The sequence below is a fragment of the Bradyrhizobium viridifuturi genome (assembly GCF_001238275.1).
Lineage (GTDB): Bacteria > Pseudomonadota > Alphaproteobacteria > Rhizobiales > Xanthobacteraceae > Bradyrhizobium > Bradyrhizobium viridifuturi.
Map to the genome: position 1 here is coordinate 33,117 of NZ_LGTB01000013.1, position 19,044 is coordinate 52,160.

The 19,044-nt window shown below is 65.3% G+C and carries 17 protein-coding genes; 11 read left to right on the forward strand and 6 right to left on the reverse strand.

All coding sequences use genetic code 11. The annotated features are described in order from the left end of the window. Nucleotides 1-77 precede the first annotated feature (77 nt). The 5 genes from ALC15_RS13680 (at nucleotide 78) to ALC15_RS13700 (ending at nucleotide 5,264) form a co-directional block, all read left to right on the forward strand. Complete coding sequence (locus ALC15_RS13680) at nucleotides 78-953, forward strand: SIS domain-containing protein (protein WP_050627669.1); 876 nt, start codon at nucleotides 78-80, stop codon at nucleotides 951-953. Nucleotides 954-958: 5 nt separating this feature from the next. Next, nucleotides 959-2,308: an aspartate aminotransferase family protein gene (locus ALC15_RS13685; RefSeq protein ID WP_050627670.1), complete on the forward strand. Its 1,350-nt coding sequence runs from the start codon at nucleotides 959-961 to the stop codon at nucleotides 2,306-2,308. Between the two features lie 12 nt (nucleotides 2,309-2,320). Then, on the forward strand, nucleotides 2,321-3,331 hold the full coding sequence (locus ALC15_RS13690; protein ID WP_050627671.1) for an amino acid ABC transporter substrate-binding protein: 1,011 nt from the start codon (nucleotides 2,321-2,323) through the stop codon (nucleotides 3,329-3,331). Between the two features lie 171 nt (nucleotides 3,332-3,502). Then, a complete protein-coding gene (locus ALC15_RS13695; RefSeq protein WP_050627672.1) occupies nucleotides 3,503-4,138 on the forward strand; it encodes an aspartate/glutamate racemase family protein in 636 nt (211 codons plus the stop codon). A 184-nt stretch (nucleotides 4,139-4,322) separates the two neighbouring features. After that, the gene (locus ALC15_RS13700; RefSeq protein WP_050627673.1) at nucleotides 4,323-5,264 is read left to right on the forward strand and encodes a YiiG family protein; all 942 of its coding nucleotides are present in this window, start codon (nucleotides 4,323-4,325) and stop codon (nucleotides 5,262-5,264) included. Between the two features lie 183 nt (nucleotides 5,265-5,447). Here the strand turns inward: ALC15_RS13700 and ALC15_RS13705 are convergent, their stop codons facing one another. Beyond that, complete coding sequence (locus ALC15_RS13705) at nucleotides 5,448-6,782, reverse strand: MFS transporter (protein ID WP_050627674.1); 1,335 nt, start codon at nucleotides 6,780-6,782, stop codon at nucleotides 5,448-5,450. A gap of 315 nt (nucleotides 6,783-7,097) precedes the next feature. Here ALC15_RS13705 and ALC15_RS13710 point away from each other — a divergent pair, with 315 nt between their 5' ends. Next, entirely contained in the window at nucleotides 7,098-8,297 is a 1,200-nt protein-coding gene (locus ALC15_RS13710) for a multidrug effflux MFS transporter (RefSeq protein ID WP_430649163.1), read from the forward strand. Nucleotides 8,298-8,314: 17 nt separating this feature from the next. Here the strand turns inward: ALC15_RS13710 and ALC15_RS13715 are convergent, their stop codons facing one another. Then, on the reverse strand, nucleotides 8,315-8,734 hold the full coding sequence (locus ALC15_RS13715) for a DUF983 domain-containing protein (protein ID WP_050627676.1): 420 nt from the start codon (nucleotides 8,732-8,734) through the stop codon (nucleotides 8,315-8,317). 134 nt (nucleotides 8,735-8,868) lie between these two features. Here ALC15_RS13715 and ALC15_RS13720 point away from each other — a divergent pair, with 134 nt between their 5' ends. The 3 genes from ALC15_RS13720 (at nucleotide 8,869) to ALC15_RS13730 (ending at nucleotide 12,882) form a co-directional block, all read left to right on the forward strand. Further along, a complete protein-coding gene (locus ALC15_RS13720) occupies nucleotides 8,869-10,206 on the forward strand; it encodes an aminotransferase-like domain-containing protein (protein ID WP_244486060.1) in 1,338 nt (445 codons plus the stop codon). Between the two features lie 108 nt (nucleotides 10,207-10,314). Beyond that, nucleotides 10,315-11,616: a serine hydrolase domain-containing protein gene (locus ALC15_RS13725; protein ID WP_430649160.1), complete on the forward strand. Its 1,302-nt coding sequence runs from the start codon at nucleotides 10,315-10,317 to the stop codon at nucleotides 11,614-11,616. A gap of 261 nt (nucleotides 11,617-11,877) precedes the next feature. After that, nucleotides 11,878-12,882 (forward strand): NHL repeat-containing protein, encoded by a 1,005-nt coding sequence (locus ALC15_RS13730; protein ID WP_050627678.1) that lies wholly within the window; start codon nucleotides 11,878-11,880, stop codon nucleotides 12,880-12,882. A gap of 183 nt (nucleotides 12,883-13,065) precedes the next feature. Here the strand turns inward: ALC15_RS13730 and ALC15_RS13735 are convergent, their stop codons facing one another. Next, nucleotides 13,066-14,298: a rhodanese-like domain-containing protein gene (locus ALC15_RS13735; RefSeq protein ID WP_050627679.1), complete on the reverse strand. Its 1,233-nt coding sequence runs from the start codon at nucleotides 14,296-14,298 to the stop codon at nucleotides 13,066-13,068. A gap of 247 nt (nucleotides 14,299-14,545) precedes the next feature. Here ALC15_RS13735 and glgC point away from each other — a divergent pair, with 247 nt between their 5' ends. Beyond that, nucleotides 14,546-15,808: a glucose-1-phosphate adenylyltransferase gene (gene glgC, locus ALC15_RS13740; protein ID WP_050627774.1), complete on the forward strand. Its 1,263-nt coding sequence runs from the start codon at nucleotides 14,546-14,548 to the stop codon at nucleotides 15,806-15,808. Beyond that, complete coding sequence (glgA, locus tag ALC15_RS13745; protein ID WP_050627680.1) at nucleotides 15,805-17,256, forward strand: glycogen synthase GlgA; 1,452 nt, start codon at nucleotides 15,805-15,807, stop codon at nucleotides 17,254-17,256. The genes glgC and glgA overlap by 4 nt, the downstream gene beginning before the upstream one ends. Nucleotides 17,257-17,340: 84 nt before the next feature. Here the strand turns inward: glgA and ALC15_RS13750 are convergent, their stop codons facing one another. From ALC15_RS13750 to ALC15_RS13755, 3 genes are all read right to left on the reverse strand, one after another. Next, nucleotides 17,341-17,658: a hypothetical protein gene (locus tag ALC15_RS13750; protein ID WP_050627681.1), complete on the reverse strand. Its 318-nt coding sequence runs from the start codon at nucleotides 17,656-17,658 to the stop codon at nucleotides 17,341-17,343. A 141-nt stretch (nucleotides 17,659-17,799) separates the two neighbouring features. Beyond that, a complete protein-coding gene (locus ALC15_RS46155; RefSeq protein WP_244486079.1) occupies nucleotides 17,800-18,180 on the reverse strand; it encodes a serine hydrolase in 381 nt (126 codons plus the stop codon). After that, nucleotides 18,066-18,929, reverse strand: a complete 864-nt coding sequence (locus tag ALC15_RS13755; RefSeq protein ID WP_244486062.1) for a serine hydrolase — start codon at nucleotides 18,927-18,929, stop codon at nucleotides 18,066-18,068. Before ALC15_RS13755 ends, ALC15_RS46155 begins: the two co-directional genes overlap by 115 nt. Nucleotides 18,930-19,044 lie beyond the last annotated feature (115 nt).

Consider the following 19,044-nt stretch of genomic DNA (forward strand, 5'->3'; position numbering starts at 1 on the left):
AGAAGCGATCTTCTGCCATGCGCTATGTGCGCGCGTCATATGTTGCACCAAATTGATAACTGTGCAACATATGTTTCATGGCCCAGGCTCAGCCGAAACCATCGCCCCTGACCGAATTGTGCAGCGCATTGCCGTCGCTGCCAATGCGCTTGCAGGAGGTTGGTCGGTTTGTCGCAGCCAACGATTACGACGCCACCACCCGCTCGATGCGCGAGCTCGCATCCGTCGCCGGCGCCGATCCCGCCTCCTTTACCCGTCTGGCAAAAGCACTCGGCTATTCCGGCTGGGACGAATTGCGCGCCGCACTCACCGAGGCGCGACGGCCGGCGCAGGGCTCGCCGTTCTCCGGCCGCGCGAAGAGCCGCCGCGGCGGACCGAATGCCGACGTCAAACTGGTTCACGACAAGCTCGAAGCCGAAGCCGCCGGGCTTGCACGCATTTCCGCGAACGCAATAGCGGACGCCGCGCGTGCGCTGCACACGGCAAGCCGGATCTGGATCACGGGCTTTCGCAGCTGCCGCAGCGTGGCGGAACTGCTGACCTATCAGCTCCGCCTGTTCCGTCCCGACGCCGTGCAGCTGGTCGGCGGTTCCGGTCCGTTCGATCTCGACCATGGCGCCTTTCGCGCCGAGGATGCCGTGGTCGTGATCGGCTTTGCGCCCTACACTTGGGTCAGCGTCGAGACGGCGCGTGCGGCGCATCAGGCGCGCGCCACGCTGATCGCGATCGCCGACACGATCAGTGCGCCGATGGCCGAGGGCGCCGATCATCTCTTGCTGTTCGAGGCCGCCTCCTCGCCCGGCTTCTTCCCGAGCCTCACCGGCGCGATCGCGGTGGCGCAGTCGCTCGCCGCCGTCGCCTTCACGCTCGGCGGCGCCGGAGCGAAACGCAAGCTGGAAGAAGCCGAAGGCCGGCTTGCCAGGATGTCGCAATATACTGTCGAGAAAGGATGAGTGTCATGGCAGCCAACAAGAGCCGCGTGATGCATCGCAGCCTGCGCGAAACCCCGCCGAAAGCGATCGGCGGCGACGGCGTCTGGCTGATCGCGGAGGATGGCCACCGCATTCTCGACTCCTCGGGCGGCGCGGCGGTGTCGTGCCTCGGCCATCAGCACCCGCGCATTCTCGCCGCGATCGCCAAGCAAGCGTCGAAGATCGCCTATGCACACACCGGCTTCTTCTCCTCCGAGCCCGCCGAAGAGCTCGCCGAACGGCTGGTCGGCCACGAGCCCGGCGGCCTCGGCTATGTCTACTTCGTCAGCGGCGGATCGGAGGCGATCGAGGCTTCGATCAAGCTGGCGCGGCAATATTTCATCGAGCGCGGCGAGCCGAAGCGCGCGCGCTTCATCGCTCGCCGCCAGAGCTATCACGGCAACACACTCGGCGCGCTGTCGGCCGGCGGCAATGCCTGGCGCCGTGAGCCCTATGCACCGCTGCTGTCGCCGTCGTTCAGCCATGTCACCCCAGCTTTTGCCTATCACGAGAAGCCCGACGATGAATCGGAGGCCGCGTTCGTGGCGCGCCTTGCCGCTGAACTCGAGGCCGAATTCCAGCGGCTCGGCCCCGAGAATGTCGCCGCCTTCATCGCCGAGCCGGTGGTCGGCGCCACCGCCGGCTGCGTGCCGGCGCCGGAGGGCTACTTCAAGGCGGTGCGCGAGATCTGCAGCCGGCACGGCGCGCTCCTGATCCTCGACGAGGTGATGTGCGGCATGGGCCGCACCGGCACGCTACATGCGTGGGAGCAGGAAGGCATCTCGCCCGACATCCAGGCGATCGCCAAGGGCCTCGGCGGCGGCTATCAGCCGATCGGCGCGATGCTTGCGAGCGGCAGCATCGTCGACACCGTGCGCAACGGCTCCGGCGCGTTTCAACACGGCCATACCTACCTGGCGCATCCGCTCGCCTGCGCCGCCGCGCTCGAGGTGCAGAAGACGATCGCCGAGGAGAAGCTGCTCGATCAGGTCAAGGAGCGCGGCCGCCAGCTCGAGCAGCGGTTGATCGAACGCTTCGGCAATCACCGCCATGTCGGCGACATCAGGGGCCGCGGCCTGTTCTGGGGCATCGAGCTGGTCGCCGATCGCGGCACGCGGCAGTCGTTCGATCCCAAGCTGAAGCTGCATCAGCGGATCAAGTCCGCGGCGTTCGCCGGCGGGCTCGGCTGCTATCCGTCGGGCGGCACCGCCGACGGCCAGCGCGGCGACCACGTGCTGCTCGCCCCGCCCTATATCGCAACTTCCGGCGACATCGACATGATCGTCGAAAGGCTCGGCGCTGCAGTAGACAGCGCATTGAAAGATGTCGGTCATTAGGAGGAGGACAGAATGAGGAACGTACTGATCGCGGCGAGCCTGCTCGTCGCAAGTGTCTCAACCGCAGGCGCGGCGACGCTCGACACCATCAAGCAGCGCGGCACGCTGGTGTGCGGCGTCTCGACCGGCTTTGCCGGCTTCTCGGCGCCGGACTCGCAAGGCAATTTCAAGGGCCTCGACGTCGATTATTGCCGCGCGCTCGCCGCCGGCATCCTCGGCGATCCCGCCAAGGTGCGCTACGTCGCGCTGACCGCGCAGAACCGCTTCACCGCGCTGCAGTCCGGCGAGATCGACGTGCTCTACCGCAACTCGACGCAGACCTATCTGCGCGGCACCACGCTCGGGCTGCGCCAGGGTCCGGTCAATTTCTACGACGGCCAGGGCTTTGTGGTGAAGAAGGACCTCGGCGTGAAGGAGCTGAAGGATCTCAAGGGCGCCACCGTCTGCGTCGCGCAGGGCACCACGCATGAGGTGACGCTCGGCGATTACGGCCGCGCCAACGGCATCGACTGGAAGCCTTTGGTGTTCGATCGTCCCGACACCATGTACCAGACCTTCTTCGGCGGCCGCTGCGATGCCATGACCCAGGACGCCTCCGCGCTCGCCGGCGCGGTCGCGACCGCAGCGCCAAAGGCCGACGACTACGTCGTGCTGCCGCAGACCATCAGCAAGGAGCCGCTCGGCCCGTTCACCCGCAACGGCGACGAGGTGTGGAGCGACATCATCACCTGGCTGCATTACGGCCTGGTCGAGGCCGAGGAGCTCGGTGTCACGCAGGCCAATGTCGACGAGATGACGAAGTCGCAGGTGCCGGCGATCCAGCGCCTGCTCGGCGCGTCCGGCGATCTCGGCTCCCGGCTCGGCCTCGACAACAAATGGCTGGTGGCGGCGATCAAGGCCGGCGGCAATTACGGCGAGATCTTCGAGCGCAATGTCGGCAAGGCGAGCCCGCTGAAGCTCGAGCGCGGCCTCAACGCCACCTGGAGCAAGGGCGGCTTGATGTACGCGATCCCGTTCAAGTGATGGCCTGAAAAGCCTTGAACCTGTTGCTCCCGTCATTGCGAGCGAAGCGAAGCAATCCATCGCGCCACAAGTACGGCGATGGATTGCTTCGTCGCTATCGCTCCTCGCAATGACGAGTTGATGGATCAGCCTCCAACCTCCCCGACTTGCGGAGAGAGGGAGAAGAAAATCATGCGCATCACCCTCATTCATGCCCTGAAGCACTCGATCGTGCCGATCGAGGCCTCGTTCGCACGGCATTGGCCGGAGGCGCGGCTGATGAACCTGCTCGACGACAGTCTTTCGGCCGATCTCGCGCGCGATGGCAGGCTGACCGAGCGCATGACCGAACGCTTCCTCACGATGGGCCGCTATGCGGCCGGCACCGGCGCCAACGGCATTCTGTTCACCTGCTCGGCATTCGGGCCCTGCATCGAGGCGGTGGCACGCGCGCACGCGCCGATGCCGGTGCTGAAGCCGAACGAGGCGATGATCGAACAGGCGATCGCACGGGGAAAGCGGATCGGCCTGCTCTCGACCTTCCCGCCGACGCTGGTGTCGATGCCGCCGGAATTTCCGTCGTCCGTAACGCTGGTGCCGAAGCTCGCCGAGGGCGCGCTGGCCGCGCTCGATCGCGGCGACCGTGCCGAGCACGACCGCATCGTGGTCGAGGCCAGCAAGGACTTGCGCGACTGCGATTTGATCGCGCTCGCCCAGTACAGCATGGCGCCCGCCGCCGAGCGCGTCGCTGAAGCCACCGGCCGCGAGGTGCTGACAACGCCCGACAGCGCGGTGCTCAAGCTGAAGGCGATGCTCGGAATCAACTAAGCGCGCTTTTACGCGCCGAGTTCCAGCGATCAATCGACGGCGATTGCCCCGTAGCCGACCAACAAGTCTAACGATAATGTGCCGCACGGCCTCGGCGGAGGCTTCGTGACGTCACCTTCTGCCGTCACATAATCTTCCTAGACTTGCGCGGCCGACTTCCGGCTGAGATGAGGGCAAACTCCTGATGCGAAATGCGACTTTCCTTGTGATTGCGGCTGTCATTGCCCTTCTCGAGCCGGCCGCCGCCCAGCAGGCCCCGCCCGCGTCGCCAGCGAATGCGCAACTGACGCAAAAGATGAACGCCTATGTCGGGTGCATCAACCGTCTCTCGGCACGATCGTACGAATCCCGCGACCGCTATTTTTCCTGGGCCGCCAAGAACGGTCCCACCGGCAAGGAGCGGATCATCTACGGCACCTACACGATCTACGACACAACCGACTGCAAGACGAATGTCGCGGCCGCCAATGCGGCGGAGCCGCACGACGCCGGGCTTGAAGCCGCTGCGAATGCCTATGTGGCCGCCGTCACCACGCTCGAGCCGCTGTTGAAGGAGGCGGACGACTACTACACCCAGGAGAACTACAAGGACGACAAGATGGCCAAGGGCAAGGCGCTGCATCCGCGCCTGGTCGCGGCCTGGGATGCGTTCGCCGGCGCCGACAAGGCGTTGCGCGCCGGCGTCGAGGCGATCAATGACAAGCGCGCCGCCGAGCAGCTGGCCGCGATCGAGGCGAGCGAAGGCCGCAAGACGCACTACTATGTCGAGGCCCTGATGATCCAGGCCAAACGCGTGCTTCGCGCGCAGCAGGCCGACAAACCCGACATCGACGCGATAACCCAGGCGCTCAACGAGTATGAGGCCACGGTGAAGGCAACCGAGGACGCCTCCGGCAAGGACGGCGACGCCAAGCTCGGCTCGATGTTCATCGGCAGCGCCAAATCATTCCTCACCACGGCGAAGCAACTGATGCGCCGGGTTCGCGACAAGGTGCCTTACAGCTCGGGTGAGAAGATGATGCTGAGCAACGCCGGCGCCGGCTGGATGGTGGAAGGATCGCCGCCCCGGCTGATGCGCGACTACAATCAGCTGGTCGACGGCTACAACCGCGGCGCCCGCATTTGAGTGGCCGTGCCCGACATTGCGGCGCTGCCTGGGGCATGATCTCCGTCATTGCGAGCCAACGGGTCGCGCGAACGCGCGCCCGATGACAGGCTCAGCGAAGCAATCCGTCGCGCGGCATACGCGGAGCCGTGAATTGCTTCGTCGCTATCGCTCCTCGCAATGACGGGAGACACCCCTCATAGCCTACGTACCCGCGTCATTCACGTTCAGATCGACGCCCTGCGGGTCCTTGATGGTCGACACCGTGATCAGCGAGATCAGCGCCAGCACCGCGATGTAGACGCCGACGCGCCACGACTCGCCGTAGGTGCCGATGATCCATTGCGCGATCATCGGCGCGAACGCGCCGCCGAAGATGGCGCCGAGCGCGTAGCCGATCGACACGCCGGAATAGCGCACCTTGGCCGGAAACAGCTCGGCATAGAGCGCCGCCTGCGGCCCATAGGACAAACCAAGCGCGATGGTGAGGCCGACGGCGCTGACGAAGAACAGCAACAGGTTCTTGCTGTCGATCAGGAACCACATCGGCACCGCCCACAGCACCATCAGCCCGTAGCCGATCTGGAAGCAGCGGACGCGGCCGATCTTGTCACCGAGGATGCCGCCCAGTAGCGTGAAGACGAACCAGCTCACCGCCGCCAGCGTGCCGACCAGCAACAACTGGTCGGACGGCATCTTCAGCGTGTTGGCGCCGTAGCTGATCAGGAACGCGATCAGGATATAGCCGGCCGCATTGTTGGCCATGAAGATCAGCGCCGTGCGGAAAATCTCCTTGGCATGATTGCGCATCAGCTCGCGCAGCGGCGCGGAGGATTCCTTGTGCCGGCGCTGCATCGCCTTGAATACCGGGGATTCCTCCACGGTGCGGCGGATCACGATGCCGACGACGATCAAAAGGATCGACAGCAGGAACGGAATGCGCCAGCCCCACTCGATCATCGCCTGCTTGCCGAGCGTCGTGGTGAGCACCCACAACACGCCGGTTGCCAGGATCATGCCGAGCGGCGTGCCGATCTGCGGGAACGAGCCGAAGAAGCTGCGCTTGTCGCGAGGTGCCGATTCCACCGCCATCAGCGCCGCGCCGCCCCACTCGCCGCCGGCCGAGAAGCCTTGCAGGATGCGAAGCAGAATAAGGAGTGCTGGCGCCCAGGCGCCGATCTGCGCATAGGTCGGCAGCAGGCCGACCAGCGCGGTCGCAGCGCCCATCAACAGCAGCGTGACCACCAGCATGTTCTTGCGCCCGAAGCGGTCGCCGAGATGGCCGCAGACGATGGCCCCGAGCGGACGGAACAGGAAGGACAGGCCGAGCGTCGCGAACGAGACGATCTGTGCCAGCAGCGGATTGTTTGCGTTCATCGGCGCGAAGAACAGCGCGCCGAACACCAGGCCCGCCGCCTGGGCGTAGACGAAGAAGTCGTACCACTCGATGGTGGTGCCGACGAGCGTCGCGGTAAGGACCTTGCGCTCCTCATCCGACAGTTCAGCGCTGCGCGAGCGCGCGGACATTTCGATGGACATATGGCCTCCCCAAACCCGTTCTTGGCCGCGCGGCGTGATCGGCGCGATGCGCCAGCCCCGTGCGGATGCTGGTACGGGGGATAGCAGAGGTTTTCGCGCGGCACGAGCTAAATAGTTGCAGCAGCAACGATATCTCCCCAGCCGAGGCCCGCGGTCCGGTTCCATGAACGGATTACCTCAGCCCTCGCCGACGGTCTCCCATCTGGAAATGCCGATTGTGCAACGCAGCAAGGCAACTATGATCCGAGGCTCTCCACGAGGTCGTAAGTGTCTGACATCAATGCCGACGCCTGGGTTTCCTCAGGCCACCGCCCGATGGGCTTTCCCGAATTCGTCGTCGTCATCGCCTCGATCATGGCGCTGAACCCGCTGGCGATGGACATGATGCTGCCGGCGCTGCCTAACATCCGCTCCGCGTTTGAGATCGCCGACGCCAACCGGCCGCAGATGGTGCTGTCGATCTTCCTGGTCGGCTTCGGCGTCGGCCAGTTCGTGATGGGCCCGCTGTCGGACCGCTTCGGCCGCCGCCCGGTGCTGCTCGGCGGCATGACCGTCTACACCATCGCCGGCCTGCTCGCGATCATGGCGCCTTCGTTCGAGACGCTGCTGCTGGCGCGCGCGCTGCAAGGGCTCGGCACCGCAGCCACCCGCGTGATCGCGACCTCGATCGTGCGCGACTGCTACGCCGGACGGCGGATGGCGAGCGTGATGTCGCTCGCGATGATGGTGTTCATCGCAGTCCCGGTGATCGCGCCGTCATTCGGCCAGGCCGTGATGCTGCTGACGCATTGGCGCGGCATCTTCGTGCTCTTGATGATCTACGGCGTGATCGCACTGGCCTGGAGCGCGATGCGGATGCCGGAGACGCTGCCGATGGAATTGCGCAAGTCGCTGGCGATCCCGGACGTACTGTCCGCGTTCCGCCAGACCGTCACCAACCGCCAGACGCTCGGTTATGCGCTCGCCGCCGGCGGCGTGCAGGGCTCGCTGTTCGCCTTCGTGTTCTCGTCGCAGCAGATCTTCACCGAGATCTTCAAGCTCGGGCATTACTTCCCGGTCGCCTTCGCGGCCTGCGCGGTCGGCGTCGCGATCGCCGGCTTCCTCAATTCACGCATCGTCGGCCGCATCGGCATGCGGGTGATCTCGCACGCCGCGCTGACCGGCTTTGCCGTGGTCGCCGGAGTGCTGTTCCTCACCGTGAAGACCGGCACGCTGTCGCTGCCGCTGTTCATGGTGCTATCAGGCCTGATGATGTTCGCGTTCGGCCTGATGATGGCGAACTTCACCGCATTGGCGATGGAGCCGCAGGGCAAGATCGCCGGCACCGCCTCCTCGCTGTACGGCACCATCACCACCTTGCTCGGAATCGGTGTCGGCACTACGATCGGCCAGGATTACGACGGCACGCTGCTGCCGTTCGCGACCGGCTTCTTCCTCTGCACGCTGGCCGCGCTAGCAGTGGTGCTGGTGACCGAGAAGGGCCGGATGTTCCGGCCGCATCATCATCCGATTTGACGAACCCGTAGCCCGCGTCAGGCTTCCCTGGTCCGAGCAACGTTAGCCCGAACCGGAGCCGCTGCACGCCGCGTCGCCGCAAATCCCTCCATCCCGAGTTGCCATTGCAGGCCGACGATCGCGCCCTTGGTCGGCTGCAGCAGCGCGAGTGCGCTGAACAGCGTCACCGGCAGCCAGATCGCGAGTTGCAGCCACGCGGGCGGCGCGTAGGTCATCTCCATCCAGAGCAGCGCCGGCACCACGACGTGGCCGACCACGACGATGACGAGATAGGCCGGGAAATCGTCGGCGCGCTGCGGGGTGAAGTCCTCGCTGCACACCTCGCAATGATCCGCCACCTTGAGGAAGCGCCCGAACAGATGGCCGCGCCCGCAGTTCGGGCACTTCATCGTGAAGCCGCGCCACATCGCCTTTTGCAGGGAAACCGTCTCGGTCATTGCCGTCGTCCTTTGACTGTTGTCCTTGACCTGATCTGATGATCCATACAATATGCCTCGTAGAGCATACAATCAAAGACAAAGCGCCGGATTGCATGGATTGGATCCCTACAGTTTCGGAATGGCAAGGCCCGATGTTCCTGCGCATCGTCGACGCGCTCGCCGCCGACATCGCCAGCGGCCGGCTGGTCCGCGGCCAGCGGCTGCCGACCCATCGCGCGCTGGCGACCGCGCTCGACATCGATCTCACCACGGTGACGCGCGCCTATGGCGAGGCGCGGCGGCGCGGGCTGCTCGACGCCCGCGTCGGCCAGGGCACCTTCGTGTCGGAGACCACCGCGCGCGCAGCGTCCGAGCTATCAGCCCCCGTCAACATCGACCTGTCGATGAACCTGCCGCCGCAGCCGGTCGAGGCCAATCTCGACCTGCGGATCGCACAGGGACTTGCGACCATCCGCTCCGAGGCCGGGTTCTCCGCCTATCTCGGCTATGCCCGGCCCGGCGGCACCGCAGACGAGCGCGAGGTCGGCGCGGCGTGGCTCGCACCGCGCGTGCCGCAGGCAACCGCCGACCGCATCGTGATCTATCCGGGATCGCAGGCGATCATCTTCAACGCGCTGCTGGCGCTGACATCGCCCGGTGATGTGGTGGTGACGGAGGCGTTGACGTTTCCCGGCATCAAGGCTGCGGCCGCGCGGCTCGACGTCCGCCTCGTCGGCGTTGCGATGGACGCCGAGGGCGCCAGACCCGACGCGCTCGACGAGGCCTGCCGCAAGCACAAGCCGAAGGCGGTCTATCTGGTGCCGACGCAGCAGAACCCGACCACGGCGACGATGGGTGCTATCAGGCGCAAGGCAGTCGCCGACATCATCAGGAAGCGCGGCTGCGTTCTGATCGAGGACGATGTCTACGGCCCGCTGGAACCGCAGGTGGCGCCGATTGCCACCCTGATTCCAGAACGCACCTACCTTGCCGCGAGCATCGCGAAATGCATCGCGCCCGCGCTGCGCGTCGCCTATCTGCTGGCGCCCGATGCGAGCGCCGAGCAGCGCATGCGCGCGGGCATGCAGGCCACCATGCAGATGCCGCCATCGCTGATGGTGGCGCTGGTCACGCAATGGCTGCGCTCCGGCGTCGCCGGCGACATCATCCGCGCCATCCGCAACGAGGCGGCCGCCCGCCAGCAGCTCGCGGCCCGCTTCCTCAAGGGCGTGACCTACGCGGCGCGGCCGGCCAGCCACCATCTCTGGATGCCGCTGCCAAAGCATTTCGACGGCACCGACCTGCTGTCGCATCTGATGCGCAATGGTCTCGCCGTGGTCGGCGAAGATGCCTTTGCGGCTGGAGACGCCGCGCCGCGCGGCCTACGGGTGTCGCTCGGCGCCGCGCGCAACCGCGCCGAACTGAGCCAGGCGCTGCAGGTGCTGTCGAATGCCGTGCGGACGCCGGTCGGCGCCACGCAAATTGTCTGAATTTCGACCATCGTTAGGGAATAATGTCGCCTGAAAATGATTATGGTGCGGGGGCGCCTGCGCTAAGGCTGCGGCGTTCAAGGCATCAGGCAGGGGCGGCTTTTTTCAATGTCATGCGGATATGATCGGGCGACGATCCACCTCGCCGTGCGGACGCTTCGCGGAGCATTGACCGCAGTCGCCTGTCTTGCGCTTTTGACATCGGGCGTCGCGCGCGCCACCGGCGCCCCCGCCCCGTCGCCGGAGAAACTCGAACGGATCACCGAATTCTTCAACAACGAGGTCGCGAGCGGCAAGCTGCCCGGCGCCGTCATCCTGATCCAGCAGCACGGCAAGCCGATCTATCTCAAGACCTTCGGCTATCGTGACGTCACGACCAAGTCGCCGATGCGGCCGGACACGATGTTCGCGCTGCATTCGATGACCAAGCCGATCACCAACACCGCCGCCATGATGCTGGTTGACGAGGGCAAGCTGTCGCCGCAGGACCCGCTGTCGAAATACATTCCGGCATTCGCCGACGTGAAGGTCGCGATCGAACCGGACGGCGGCAACGATCCGGCCAAGGTGGAACTGGTGCCGCCGATCCGCCCGGTCACCATCGAGGACCTGATGCGGCACACCTCGGGCATCACCTACGAATATATCGGCGCCGACTGGATCCAGAAGATCTATCGCGCAGGGCATCTGTTCGACGGCAAATTCGACAACAAGGAGTTCACCGCGCGGCTGGCCAAGCTGCCGCTGTCGCGGCAGCCCGGCACGCTGTGGCGCTATGGTCATTCGACCGACGTGCTCGGCCGGGTGATCGAGATCGTCTCGGGCAAGTCGCTCTACCAGTTCGAGAAGGAGCGCATCTTCGATCCCCTGAAGATGAACGACACCCGATTTGTGCTCGATGCAGAGACCGAACGGACGCGGCTGGCGGAGCCGCTGCCCTCGGACACGATCCTGATCGACGGGGAGAACGACCGGCGCGCGCATCCGGAGTGGGAGTCCGGCGGCGGCGGCCTGGTGTCGACCATTCTCGATTACGCGCGCTTTGCGCAGATGCTGCTCAACGGCGGCGAGCTCGACGGCAAGCGCTATCTGAGCCCGGCCGCGTTCAAGGACATGACGAGGGACCATATCGGTCCGGGTTCCGGCGTCGGCCGCGACTATTGGTACTTCCCCGGCGACGGCTTTGGCTATGGTTACGGCATCGCCGTGCGCACCGATCCCGGCATCGCCAAGCCGCCGCCGCCCGGCTCGATCGGCGAGCTGAAATGGGACAGCGGCAGCGGAACCTATTTCGGCGTCGATCCGAAGCTCGACATGATCTACATCATGCTGGAGCAGACCCAGAACGAACGCCAGCGCATCACGCCGATCTTCCGCAAGCTGGTGTACGACGCGTTCAGCCCGGACTGAGTCGCGTCGGCTATTGTTTCGCGTCGCGCGCAGCGACGCGACACTCAGTGGTGTGATACCGATTCCCGTTCCATGACGCGCCTTCCGCCGTCGCAGCTTCCCGCTTCAGCTTCCCTTTCGCTATATACTATCGTATATATCGAGACGACAAGGCAGGCGGTGACGATCCGGTCGGGAACCCTGCGCACAACAACCATCGACCGGAGACGATCGCCTCACAATCCTGCCTGGTCCAACCAGGTCCATTGAGGAAACGCGATCATGATAAAGAACAATGGCGACGCGGGACGTCCGCGCGCAACGGGAGAAACGCTGGAGATCCGCCGCGCAACACTCAACAGCGCTGCGGCCGTCATCCTTGCGCTCGGCATGGCCGGCGCGGCTCGCGCCGAAACCGCTCCGGTCGGCGTTCCCGACAAAAGTTTTCCGGAGAGCGTAACCTCGACCTCCGACGGCACGCTTTATGTCGGCAGCTTCAATCATGGCGGGGTGACCAAGGTCTCGGGCGGCAAGGCCGAGCAATTGGTCAGGCCTGGCGCCGGCGACAGCCGCTCGACGCTGGGCGTGCTCGCCGACGAGAAGAGCGGCACGCTGTATGTCTGCTCCAACGACATCAGCGCGATGGGCGTCGCGGGGCCGAGCGACACCAAGGGCGCATGGCTGAAGACCTTCGACCTCAAGAGCGGCGCGCCGAAGGGCAGCTTCGCCCTGAGCGATCCGAAATCGTTCTGCAACGACATCGTGGTCGGCGCCGACGGCACGGCTTATGTCAGCGATTCCTTCGCGCCGTTCGTCTACAGCCTGAAGCCCGGCGGCACCGCGCTTTCGACCTTCGCGACCGATCCGCAGCTCGCGCCCGCCAAGGACGGGGTCGGGCTCGACGGCATTGCGATCGGCGCCGACGGCAATCTCTATGTCACGACCTTCATTCCAGCCAAGCTGTTCAAGATCGAGATGAAGGACGGCAAGGCCGGTGCCGTGACCGAGCTGAAGCCGTCGCGGCCACTCGACCACGCCGACGCGCTGCGCGCCCATGGCAGCGGTCTCCTGCTGATCGAGGGCAATGGCAAGCTCGACAAGGTCACGGTGAAGGGCAGCGAGGCCACGATCGACACCATCAAGGATGGTCTGGCCGAGCCGGTCTCGGTGACCCAGGTCGGTGATGTCGGCTGGGTCGCCGAGGGCAAACTGTCCTACGTGATCGGCGATAACAAAGGCAAGGATCCGGGCCCGTTCAAGCTGACGCCGGTCGCGCTGCCGAAGTAGGGAGCCGGATACATCCAGCCTCGTCATTGCGAGGAGCGATAGCGACGAAGCAACCCATCTCGCCGCATATGCGGTAGCGATGGATTGCTTCACGGAGCCTGTCATCGGGCGCGCATTCGCGCGACCCGTTGGCTCGCAATGACGGGGATAGGCCGCGGCGCATGAGCCGGGCCACACGGTTGCTCAGATCACGTAAAACCCGTGCGTGCCGTCGTGGCGAAGCTGGTCGACGAGGCCGTACTCCCAATCGAGATAGGCCTGCATCGCCCGTTCCGCGACATCGGTGCCCTCATAGGGACGCCGGTAGCGGTGCGCGGGGTCGGGCCTCGGCACGACGCGCGGCGGTCCGACTTCCAGCGGTCCATCATAGCCGCCTTCGAGCACGTACACCTCCCAGCCCATCTGCGCGAGCCAGGACGCCGTCATGTCGGCGCGGATGCGTCTGTCGTCGGTCAGCACGATACGCGCGCCGCGCACCGGCGCGGCCATGTCGATCTCCTGCACCAGTTGGCCGCCGGCATAACGCCGGAAGCCGGCGAGGTGACCGGCGGTATATTCCTCGGCATCGCGCACGTCGAAGCGATACAGCGTACGCCGTGCGTCGCCTTCCAGTGCGGCGAGATCGGCCGCGCCGATGTGACGGACGCCGGCCCGATAGGCGACGTCGCGCGCATTGTCGGCGGCGCCTTCGAACGGCCCGACATCGCCGCGCTTGCCGGCTCCGTGCTCAAGATCGTGTTTCGCCAGCGTCCAGCCGATCGTGCCGTTGCGCAGCGCCCTCACCTTGTTCGGCAGCCCGGCATTGATCAGCGACTGCGTGCCGATGATCGAACGGGTCCGGCCCGCGCAGTTGACGATGATCGTGGTGCCGGGATCGGGCGCCGCGCCGCCGGCGCGCAGCACCAGCTCGGCGCCGGGCACGCTGACCGAGCCCGGGATGTTCATGGTGGCATACTCGTCGAAGCGGCGGACATCGAGGATCGCGATGTTGGCCTTGTCCAAGATCAGCGCGGCGACTTCGTCGGCGCTGAGCGAAGGCGTATGGCGCCGCGCCTCGACCAACTCGCCGAACGCCTTGGCGTAGGAATTGACGTCCTCGAAGACCTCGTAGCCGGCTGCCTTCCAGGCCTCGAGGCCGCCGGCGAGCGAGGCGATGTTGTCATAACCCAGCGCCCGCAACTGGTCGGCCACGGCGGCGACCAGTCCCTCGCCATTGTCATAGAGCACGATCGGCGCGTCCTTGCGCGGCAGGCGCAACTCGGCTTCGAGCACGATCCGCCCGGCCGCCATGTTGGCGGCGAACAGCGGATGCCCGGTGGCGAATTCCGCCTCGTGTCTGACGTCGAGCAGCGCGATCTCCCGGCGCAGCAAAAGCGCTGCACGGACGTCCTGGGGGGTGACGGAAGAAACTGTCATGAGGGGGCTGGCCTGGGCGGGAAAATGCGCAGGCCTGCTCTAGGCCGAAATCGCGCGACGTCAATAGGCTTAACCAGCCCGCAACCCCGATCTTCACGAGAGAGGGGTACGGGAACGAAAACCCGCCATCCCGCTTTGCCCAACCGGGACGCGCTTGCTACGTTCCAATCGGCCCCGTTGGCGCCCGATCAGGCCTTCCGGACAAGAGAAGGTAGCGGGGCCGGCCTGAAGTTCTGGGAGGATGACCATGAGATCAGTCGGAAATGAACCATTGTCGCGTCACGCCCTCGCTTTCGTGCTGGCCGGCGGACGCGGCAGCAGACTTCAGGAGCTCACCGACAAGCGCGCCAAGCCTGCGGTGTATTTCGGCGGCAAGTCACGCATCATCGATTTCGCGCTCTCCAATGCGGTGAATTCCGGCATCCGCCGCATCGCGGTGGCGACCCAGTACAAGGCGCACAGCCTGATCCGGCATCTGCAAGGCGGCTGGAACTTCTTCCGTCCGGAACGAAACGAGAGTTTCGACATCCTGCCAGCCAGCCAGCGCGTGTCTGAGACGATGTGGTATGTCGGCACGGCGGATGCGGTCTACCAGAACATCGACATCCTCGAGGCTCACGGCACCAAGTACATCCTGGTGCTCGCCGGCGACCACGTCTACAAGATGGACTATGAGATCATGCTGAAGCAGCATGTCGAAAGCGGCGCCGACGTTACCGTCGGCTGCCTCGAGATGCCGCGGGCGGAATCGAGCGGCTTCGGTGTCATGCATATCGACGAGCACGGCGTGATCCAGTCTTTCCTGGAGAAGCCCGCCGATCCGCCACCGATGCCGGGCAAGCCCGACAAGTCGCTGGCCAGCATGGGCATCTATGTCTTCAATTCGGAATTCCTGTACGACGAATTGCGCCGCGATGCCGCCGACTCGAACTCGGCCCACGATTTCGGCAAGGACATCATCCCCTATATCGTCAAGCACGGCCGCGCAGTGGCGCATCAATTCAACGATTCCTGCGTCCGCTCCGGCGACGATCCCCGTTCCTACTGGCGCGATGCCGGCACCGTCGATGCCTATTGGGGCGCCAACATCGACCTGACCGACGTGGTGCCCGAGCTCGACCTCTACGATCGGTCATGGCCGATCTGGACCTATGCCGAGATCACGCCGCCGGCGAAGTTCGTCCATGACGAGGATGGACGACGCGGCCAGGCGGTAACCTCGCTGGTCTCGGGTGCCTGCATCATCTCGGGTGCATCGCTGCGGCGGTCGCTGCTGTTCACCGGCGTACACGTCAATTCCTACGCCAATGTCGAGAACGCGGTGATCATGCCCTATGTCAATGTCGGCCGCGGCGCACGGCTCAGGAACGTGGTGATCGATCGCGGCGTGCGGATACCGGAAGGGCTCGTGGTCGGCGAGGATCCCGAATTCGACGGCAAGCGCTTCCGTACCACCGAGAACGGGATCACGCTAATCACGCAATCGATGATCGACAGGCTCGGGACATGACGCCCATCCGCGTCCTCGCGGTCGCCTCGGAAGTCTACCCGATCGTCAAGACCGGCGGCCTCGCCGATGTGGTCGGCGCGCTGCCGGCCGCGCTGCAACAGCACGGCGTCACGACGCGGACGCTGGTACCCGGATATCCTGCCGTGCTCAACGCGCTGGCCTCGGCGGAAACGCTGCTGCACTGGGGCGAGTTCTATGGCGGGCCGGTCCGCGTGCTCGGCGGCACCCATGACGGCCTCGATCTCTATGCGCTCGACGCGCCGCATCTCTATACGCGGCCCGGCAATCCCTATGTGGGCCCCGAGGGACGCGACTGGCCCGACAACGGCATCCGCTTTGCGGCGCTGTCACGGATGGCGGCCGAAATTGGCCGCGGTGCAATCGCCTCCTTCGTCCCCGACGTCGTGCATGCGCATGACTGGCAGGCTGGCCTCGCGCCGGCCTACCTGCACTATGGCGGGCAGCCGCGGCCGGGCACGGTGATGACCGTGCACAACCTCGCCTATCAGGGCCAGTTCTCGCCGGACATGCTCGCGACCTTCGGTCTGCCCGGCGAGGCCTACTCGCTTAACGGCGTCGAATATTACGGCACCATCAGCTTGCTCAAGGCCGGCTTGCAATTCGCCGACCGTATCACCACGGTGTCGCCGACCTATGCGCAGGAGATCCAGAGCGACGAAGGCGGCATGGGGCTCGGCGGCCTGCTGCGCGAACGCGCCGACGTGCTGAGCGGCATCCTCAACGGCATCGACATCGAGGTGTGGAATCCCGCCACAGATCCCGCGATCGCCGCGCGCTTCAGCGCCGAGCAGATCGCGGCGCGCGCCGCCAACAAAGCGGCGTTGCAGCGGCGCTTCGGGCTCGATCCCGCATCGGACGCGATGCTGCTCGGCGTCATCAGCCGGCTGTCATGGCAGAAGGGCCTCGACCTGCTGCTCGAGAGCATTCCGACCTTGCTTGGCGAAGGCATCCAGCTTGCGCTGCTCGGCAGTGGCGATCACGATCTGCAGGATCGCTACGCCGCGCTGGCGCGCGACAATCCCGGACGGATCGCAGTCGTGATCGGCTACGACGAGGCGCTGGCGCACCTGATCCAGGCCGGCTCCGATGCGCTCGCGGTGCCGTCGCGGTTCGAGCCATGCGGCCTCACCCAGCTCTGCGCGCTGCGTTACGGCGCGGTCCCTGTTGTCGCCAATGTCGGTGGCCTTGCCGACACCGTACTCGGCTTCGACGAAGCCGCGGTCACCGGCAGTGCCGCAACCGGCATCAAGTTCGCGCCCGTCACCGCGGAGGCGCTCGCCCATGGCTTGCGCACAGCGAACTTGCTGTTCAACGACAAGGTGACCTGGCGCCGGCTGCAGCTCGCCGGCATGGCCACCGACGTCTCCTGGCACAATCGCGCCGGCCGCTACGCTGCGCTCTATCGCGAGCTCGCCGCCAGAGCATGATCCGGAAAAGTGCGAAGCGGTTTTCCCTCGCGACAAAGCGTTTGCGCGGAGATCATGCTCACAAGGTGAGCAGGTAAAGCCTGCTCAGTTCAACAGATCGCAGGACGCGATGCGGTTGATATCGGCGAGGCGTCGATCGGGATTGCCCTTGAGATCAAGGCTCGCGACGAGATCGAGCAGCCGGCCATAGGCGCGGTCGGCGACCGCAACGGGCAGCGGCTCCTCGTCAAAGGTTTCGACGTAATTGCCGACGAGACCGCTGAGCAGCCGGCAAACGCCGCGTTGCTCGGGGTCGTCCTTGCTCAAGGTCTCGAGTTTTTGCTGGAAGGTCCTGAAGGTCCGCAAGCCGTGCGGCTGCTGCGAAAGCCAAGTATGTAAGTCAGGATTTTGCAAATCGGTCATATCAGCCTCTTCAACATGGAGAAGAAGCTACCGGCTTATACAGCCGATCATGGTTCCGCGCCATCGCGATTTTTGCATGCATCCCCTGCCGGGCCGCGTCATCGGATTGGCACGCAGCATCGCTAGGGTATGTCGGTTTGATCAGAGCCGCGCGAGTGCCGGCAGAATCCTGTAGCGCGCGATCTCGTGCGGATAGTCACCGCGATTGGCGAGTAACACGATGCCGAACCTGCGCGCAGGCACCAGGCCGATATAGGCCGAGGCATTGTTGAGGCCGCCGGGCTTGTCGATGACGGTGACGCCGTCGAGCCGCACATGCTCCCATGCCATCCCCTGCCCGAACTTCGCGTCGACGCGAAAGCTCTCGCGCATGGTCATCTGCAATGCCGCGCGCAATTGCGGATCGATCACCCCGCCGTCGAGACAGGCACGCAGCAGGATGCCGAGATCGCGCGCCGACGAGAACATCTGGCCGGTGCCCGGAAAATCGTAATAGCTCTGCTGATTGCCAGGCGGACCGATCGGGATGCCTGATGGGAGTAACCCTGGACCATGCGTTGCATGATCTCCGGCAGCATCGCCGCGCGATTGTCCTCGCCGCGATCCGGAATGAACGTCGACGTCATGCCCAGCGGCTTGAGGATGCGGCTCTCGATCAAGGTCGCGATCGGCATGCGATAGCGCCGTTCCAGCACCAGCTGCAGCAAGACATAGCCGGCATGGCTGTAGATGCGTTGCCTGCCCGGCTGCACGTCTGCCGGCGGCGTCCACGCATTGAGCATCGCGATGAACTGATCGCGGCTGAAGGTCTCGTTCGGCCAGGGCGGATGATCGGTCGGCAGCAGCAGCCCGGATGTATGGTTGACGAGCTCGCCGACGGTGACGTGGCTGATATAGTCGCCGTGCAACTCGGGCAGAACCTTGCCGACGGGATCGTCGAGCCGCAATTCACCGCGCTCGGTGCCGAGCGCCACCAGCGCCGCCTCGAACAGCTTGCGCAACGAGGCGAGGTTGAACAGCGTGTCCGAGGTGATCGGGCGCTTCGCCGCGGCGTCGGCGAAACCGTAGTTGAACAAGGTGACCCGGCCGCCGGCATAGACCGCGGCGGCGAGGCCGCCCGGATCTGCTGCGGTTGCGGTCGGCGCGAGCTCCGCCTCGACGATGTCCCTGATCTGCGCATCCATGTCGGAATCCGCGCGCGCGCCTGGAAGTGCATTTGCTGCGACGGCAAGCACGATGGCCGCGATCCGGACGGGGAGCCACTGTTTCATCAAGGGCGAAATCGGAACGATGTTGCGACGGCAGGCTGATCTGTTCAGCCACCGCGAGATGGCGACATCGCGATCTTAAGCGACGGAACCTAGTCGTCCGCGTTCACGATTGCGC

Coding starts and splice junctions, on each gene's coding strand:
- ALC15_RS13720 (WP_244486060.1), top strand. CDS start 8,869: ATGTTCCTGCGCATCGTCGACGCGCTCGCCGCCGACATCGCCAGCGGC.
- glgC (WP_050627774.1), top strand. CDS start 14,546: ATGAGATCAGTCGGAAATGAACCATTGTCGCGTCACGCCCTCGCTTTC.
- ALC15_RS13750 (WP_050627681.1), bottom strand. CDS start 17,658: ATGACCGATTTGCAAAATCCTGACTTACATACTTGGCTTTCGCAGCAG.
- ALC15_RS13725 (WP_430649160.1), top strand. CDS start 10,315: ATGTCATGCGGATATGATCGGGCGACGATCCACCTCGCCGTGCGGACG.
- ALC15_RS13705 (WP_050627674.1), bottom strand. CDS start 6,782: ATGTCCATCGAAATGTCCGCGCGCTCGCGCAGCGCTGAACTGTCGGAT.
- ALC15_RS13730 (WP_050627678.1), top strand. CDS start 11,878: ATGATAAAGAACAATGGCGACGCGGGACGTCCGCGCGCAACGGGAGAA.
- ALC15_RS13715 (WP_050627676.1), bottom strand. CDS start 8,734: ATGACCGAGACGGTTTCCCTGCAAAAGGCGATGTGGCGCGGCTTCACG.
- ALC15_RS13710 (WP_430649163.1), top strand. CDS start 7,098: ATGGGCTTTCCCGAATTCGTCGTCGTCATCGCCTCGATCATGGCGCTG.
- glgA (WP_050627680.1), top strand. CDS start 15,805: ATGACGCCCATCCGCGTCCTCGCGGTCGCCTCGGAAGTCTACCCGATC.
- ALC15_RS13755 (WP_244486062.1), bottom strand. CDS start 18,929: ATGAAACAGTGGCTCCCCGTCCGGATCGCGGCCATCGTGCTTGCCGTC.
- ALC15_RS13680 (WP_050627669.1), top strand. CDS start 78: ATGGCCCAGGCTCAGCCGAAACCATCGCCCCTGACCGAATTGTGCAGC.
- ALC15_RS13695 (WP_050627672.1), top strand. CDS start 3,503: ATGCGCATCACCCTCATTCATGCCCTGAAGCACTCGATCGTGCCGATC.
- ALC15_RS13685 (WP_050627670.1), top strand. CDS start 959: ATGGCAGCCAACAAGAGCCGCGTGATGCATCGCAGCCTGCGCGAAACC.
- ALC15_RS13700 (WP_050627673.1), top strand. CDS start 4,323: ATGCGAAATGCGACTTTCCTTGTGATTGCGGCTGTCATTGCCCTTCTC.
- ALC15_RS13735 (WP_050627679.1), bottom strand. CDS start 14,298: ATGACAGTTTCTTCCGTCACCCCCCAGGACGTCCGTGCAGCGCTTTTG.
- ALC15_RS13690 (WP_050627671.1), top strand. CDS start 2,321: ATGAGGAACGTACTGATCGCGGCGAGCCTGCTCGTCGCAAGTGTCTCA.